The sequence below is a fragment of the Allobosea sp. 01N443 genome (assembly GCF_056399325.1).
Map to the genome: position 1 here is coordinate 1 of NZ_JBFTRC010000281.1, position 5,487 is coordinate 5,487.

4 protein-coding genes are annotated in these 5,487 nt (G+C 65.1%); 1 reads left to right on the forward strand and 3 read right to left on the reverse strand.

The features are described 5' to 3' along the window. On the forward strand, positions 1–1,808 hold a 1,808-nt coding region (locus tag AC1DRP_RS34520; protein WP_476770894.1), incomplete at its 5' end, for an ATP-dependent metallopeptidase FtsH/Yme1/Tma family protein. A 254-nt stretch (positions 1,809–2,062) separates the two neighbouring features. Here AC1DRP_RS34520 and AC1DRP_RS34525 read toward each other — a convergent pair. Genes AC1DRP_RS34525 through AC1DRP_RS34535 form a run of 3 tightly spaced genes read right to left on the reverse strand, consistent with a single transcriptional unit; the run spans position 2,063 to position 5,002 of the window. Beyond that, on the reverse strand, positions 2,063–3,838 hold the full coding sequence (locus AC1DRP_RS34525; RefSeq protein ID WP_476770895.1) for an MOSC domain-containing protein: 1,776 nt from the start codon (positions 3,836–3,838) through the stop codon (positions 2,063–2,065). Between the two features lie 58 nt (positions 3,839–3,896). Further along, entirely contained in the window at positions 3,897–4,196 is a 300-nt protein-coding gene (locus tag AC1DRP_RS34530; protein ID WP_476770896.1) for a hypothetical protein, read from the reverse strand. Continuing rightward, a complete protein-coding gene (locus AC1DRP_RS34535; protein ID WP_441493798.1) occupies positions 4,193–5,002 on the reverse strand; it encodes a DUF2092 domain-containing protein in 810 nt (269 codons plus the stop codon). The genes AC1DRP_RS34530 and AC1DRP_RS34535 overlap by 4 nt, the downstream gene beginning before the upstream one ends. Between the last annotated feature and the right edge of the window lie 485 nt (positions 5,003–5,487).

The following is a 5,487-nucleotide window of genomic DNA, read 5'->3' on the forward strand; positions in this document are numbered from 1 at the left end:
AAGTCCGGGCTCACATGCTTCATCTTCTCCGCGTCCTCACCCTCGCGCTCGTGCTGGGCACGCCGGTGCTCGCATCGGCGGCCCCCGACCATCGACCAGCCGAGATCTCGTTTGCCGAGACGCTGAAGCTCGCCGAGGCCGGTCAGCTGAAGAGCGTCCGGCTCCTCGATGATCGCCAGGCGCGGGTGACGACGATGGATGGGCGCACGGCCGTCATTCGGACGCCGGTGTCTCAGGCCTGGGCGATAGATTTGGCAAAGAGCGGCACGGACGTGGAATTCGGCAGTCCCGAGGTCAGTGCGCTCAGCCTGTCATTGGGAATTTTCGGGCTGGTGGCGCAAGTCCTGGTGCTGGCCCTGATCGTCGGAATGGCCGTCTGGTTGCTCCGCACTGTCCGCAGCAAGTCGAAGATCGGTGAGTTCATCAAACCTGGCGACCCAAAATCGTTCACCCGGTTCGATCACGTCGCGGGAGCTGACGAGGGCAAGCAGGCTCTCCGGGACATCGTGGTTTATCTGAAGGACCCGTCGAAGTTCGAAGCCGTTGGTGCTCGGGCAAGGAGCGGGGTTCTGCTCGAAGGTGATCCAGGCAACGGCAAGACTCTCCTGGCCAAGGCGGTGGCGGGCGAGGCCGGCGTTCCCTTTCTTTCGGTCTCCGGCTCTGCTTTCCAGGAGATGTTTGCCGGTGTCGGCGCCGCTCGCGTGCGATCGATCTTCAAACAGCTGCGCAAACGCGCTCCCTGCATTCTCTTCATCGACGAGATCGACTCGGTGGGAAAGCGGCGCTCCGATGGCTCGAGCTCGGTGGAAAACGATTCCGCCAACACGCTCAACGAGCTGCTGACGCAGCTTGACGGGCTCGGGTCCTCCGCGGGCATCGTCATCATTGGCGCGACCAACCGCATTGATGTTCTCGACCCGGCGCTGGTGAGGGCCGGCCGCTTTGATCTGCACATCACTGTGCCGGCACCCGACCAGATGGCCCGTGAGCGGATCCTCTTGGTTTCGGCGCGCGACGTCGAGATCGCCGCAGACGTCGATTTCGCGACGGTCGCACGCGGAACACCCGGTTTCTCGGGAGCCGATCTGGCGACCCTGGTGAATGAGGCTGCATTGCGTGCCGGCAAGCGCGGCGACCATCAGGTCAGGATGGCGGATTTCGAGGACGCGCGTGACGCCAAACTGCTCGGCGGCGACCAGCGCCACGGCCTGATGATCGATCCGGGCGAGATGGAAACGATCATCGTGCATGAAGCAGGGCACGCATTGGCCAACGTCCTGCAGCCGGAATGCGACCCGATCCACAAAGGCACCGTGGCTCCCCGCGGACGCTCGCTTGGGCATATCGCCATGCTGCCGCTGAAGGACCGTGTGCTGCTCCGCAAGTCGAAGCTGAAGGCCGAACTGATCGTCACGATGGCGGGCCGGGCTGCCGAGGAAATCAAGTTTGGCGATGACGCCATCACGAGCGGGGCTGCCGCGGACATCCACGAGGCGACCAAGATAGCCCGTGATATGATCACCCGCTTTGGCATGGGCTCGACGATGGCCAGCCGTGTCGACGGCGGCAGCGCGTTTTCGGCCCGACCGATCTCGGAGAATTCAAAGCAGCGCGTCGATGACGAAGTCGAAGAACTGCTGCGCGAATGCTACGCGGCGGCTCTCACGCTGCTGCGCGCCCATGAGCCTGCCCTGGATGCACTCTCCGCGCGTTTCCGGGAGCAGGACACGCTCTCCGGCGACGAGATCAGACAGATCGTCAAAGACACMATCGAGATGGCCAGTTTGAGCACAAGCCAGGCTGCCTGAAGCATCGGCCCGAAAAGTGGATTACGGTTTTCGGGCAAAGCCGATGCAAAGACAAAGCATCGGCCCGAAAAGTGGATTGCGGTTTTCGGGGCAAAGCCGATGCAATCACAGATGATCCAGCATGGTCGTCGCGCCGCGCGCCCTGATTGCGCGCGGCCCGGGAGATCCCGTTCATCCCGACTGCCGATAGCCCTGGTGACGAGCACCCAATCTTTGCCGCCCGGCCAAGATCGGAAAGCGGATACTCAGTTCCGTCACAGATCGATGACGACATCGCCCAGAGGCTGGGAACAGCAGATCAGCACATTGACGCCGGCTGGTGGATCGATCGGCTCGGGCCGGTAGGCCACTTTCCCAGCCACAAGCCCGGTTTCGCAGGAGTGGCAGACCCCCGTTCGGCAAGACCACCGCGTGGGGATGTCGCAGGCTTCGGCAAGCTCCAGAAGGCTCTGAAACGCCGGCCCCCAAGGGACGCTCAAGCCGCTCCGGGCGAACGAAACCATCGGCCCCGCGGCGGAAGGCCCAGGAGGCAGGTGCGGCGGCAAGTGCGGCGGCCGCTGCGGCGAGGCGGCGATCCCCGGGTTATTCGACGGACCTGCGCCGAACCGCTCAGTATGGATACGGTCTTCGGCGATGCCCCAGGCTGCAAGGCCTGCGGTCAGGTCGCTCATGAAGGCCGACGGCCCGCAGATAAAGAAGTCGGCATTGCGCGGGACGTCCAGATCCCGAAGCACCCCGATGTCCAAACGTCCATAAGCATCGAAATCCACGCCCGGCCGGTCCTCGGGATCGGGCGCGCTGTAGCGTATGTGGCGGTGGCCGTGGGCCAGGGCTTCGAGCAGGGTTCGGGTCTCCTGAGCAAAAGGGTGCTCACGGCCGCGGCGGGCCCCGTGCAGCCACCAGACGTCCCGTGGCGATGCTTCGGCCGCCAATGCGTGGAGCATCGACAGGACGGGAGTCGCCCCCACCCCCGCACTCAGGAGGACAACGGGGCTATCGTCCAACCGAAGCGTGAAGTTGCCTCGTGGCGCGCTCACGTCCAGCACGTCGCCAATCTGCACCGCTTCGTCGATATAGGTGCCCGCCACGCCGTGCGGTTCCCGCTTTACGCTGACGCGATAGTTGCGGTCGCTGGGTTCGCCCGACAAGGAGTAGCTGCGCATCAGCGCCGGCGCGACCGGGGCCGGCCTCAGGCGCAGCACGACAAACTGACCGGGAAGAGCAGCCGTCAGGGGCTGTTCATCTACGGGCTCAAGCGCCAGAGAGATCACGCCGCCGCTCTCGCGAATCTTGCGCGACACCCGCAGCGGGCGGAAACCCGCCCATGCTGGCGGCGGCCCGGACACCGGAGCGAGCCCGGCATTTCCCGTCGTCGCGCTGCTGCTCTGCTCTTGCGCGAGCAGCGCCTGGAAGGATGCGCGCCAGCCTGCGCTCAGTGCGGGGATGCGCAGCGCCCGCTCGATCAGGCTGCTGGGGTGACCGGGCCTATAGAGCAGCGCATCGATCTCGGCGACGGTGATCCGCTCGGCGCCGATTCCGACCTGGACGATCTCATCGCCCGCTTCGACCTGGCCTTCCTCCAGAACACGCAGATAGAAACCGGGCCTGCCACGCGCCACCAGCAGCGCGGCCATTTGCGGCTCGTTCATGCGAAGACCGACCCGGTAGCAAGTGACGCGCGGCTGCGTCACTTCGAACAGGGCGCTGCCGATCCTGTAACGGTCGCCAATGCAGACCTCACCATCCGGCAAGCCATCGACCGTGAAATTTTCTCCGAACTGTCCATAGGAGAAGTCGTCCCGGCCCAGCTCAGCTTGCCAAAAGCGATAGGAGTCCAATTGGTAGACCAAAACAGCCCGGTGCTCGCCGCCGTGCCCGGCAAGGTCTCCTTGCCCATCCCCATCGATGTTGGGCCGACGTACCGCGCGCGGGCCCTGAACCGGACTTTTCCAAACGGCGGTGTGGACGGTCTTGCCCTGCCACGGAATGTCGCGTGGCAGGCCCACATTGACCGAAAGCAAGCGAGCCATCACTAAGCCGCCGCCCTGGTGGAAGCCGCGATCGATACGCCTCCGGAGAGCAGGCCGACTACGGACATTGGTAGACGATCTGGCCGTAGGAGTTCACGACCTGCTGGCAGCCTGGGGCGTAATAATACGCCCCAGCCGCCGCGGCTCCGGCGGCCCCGTAGGCGGCGCTCCTGCGGGTGGTCCGGCGGGCCACGCCGGCATAGCTCATCGGCGTCAACGGTCGCCCGACCCTCGCCTCCGCCTGACTGGTGAACGCGCCCGATGGAACGGAGATGTCTCCGCTCCAGAGCAGGGCAGCGCCGCCGGCCAGCACTGCGAGCGCGGCGCGGGACATGAATTTCAAGGCTGACTTGTTCATTTCTGACCTCCGGGAACGACGCCGGCTGGAATTTCGTCAATGTCCTTGAGCAGGGTGATCGCAACGCCGCTGGCGCCTTCCGGCGGCTTGAAAGCGAACGCATCCGGTGCCGGGCTGACGCCGGTCTTCCAGTCCCTGAGCCGCAGCGTGTACTGGGGCGCGGCGCCAACCGCCTTGCTCGTGATGACGTATTTGCACGGCAGCGGCCGGTCACCGACCTCGACCCAGAGCTGCCAGTCGGTGTCGAGATTGCGGAAGGCGAGATGTTCGCATTCGACGCCCCCGACGATGCCGCGGCCGAGATGCTTGGCCTCCAGCACCCCGGCCATCAGCGCGTCGTAGGGCTTCGACAGAAGAAGGTCCGCCCCTGGAATTTCGAGCAGGGTTTCGTTTCGGAGCTTGTCGACCACGGTGTCGAAGGAACCGACGGCGGGAACCTGTGCGAACCGGTTGCCGCCGCGGTCAAAGACCGTCACGTTTGAACCGTCTGAGATCAGTTCGACATCGGCATAGCCGCCGGTCCGGCTGATGCGAAATTTGTTCGGGCGGCTCATGGTGACCTCACCCGAGGCGCTGAACTGGATCTTCTCAACGGCAGGCGTCACCACCTCGACGTCGGCATCGAACTTCACGGACAGGTTCTCCTGGCGGCTGAGATAGTCCGCCATCCCCTTCACGATGCTCCGGGCGTCGTCCTCCGCCGAGGCGACAGGCGCCGCAACACCTGTCACGGCCATCGCGGCGAGAAGGCCGAGCGCGGACCTCAAAAGCGCGGCGCGCGGATGCAAACGGATCCTTCGGTTCATTGCGTGATCCTCCCTGGCTTTCCTCGGGAGCGAACCAGCGGAGACCAGGCCTGCTTCGTCCCATTGGATCAACAGCCCCGCAGGGGCACTTTAATCCTTCGCGAACACCATGAACACCGGGCTTGACCGATGACAGTCTCCTCGGCGTTCAGGCTGCTGTCGCCGACGAGCTTCCGGCTCGAAGGTCAGGCCCGTTGCTCCAGGGCTCCTCGCGCGTGAATTCGAAATGGCATCGGCCTGAATGGCGCGAGTTGCCGGGCGGCTGCCATGCGAGCACAACGACCGAGAGGGGCGGGGAGCTGACATTCGCCGGACCACGTCGGCCGTTCGCGCGGCGACGTGCTGCGCCATCGCGTGCGCACCCGATAAGGTCTGGAACCACAACGCCTGTTGGCCGGCCTGGCGCAACCGGCGTCGCGCACAGGCCGAGGCCGCTGGCGGCCTGCGGGATCTGCTTAGGCACATCAGCGCGATCGTCACGACGC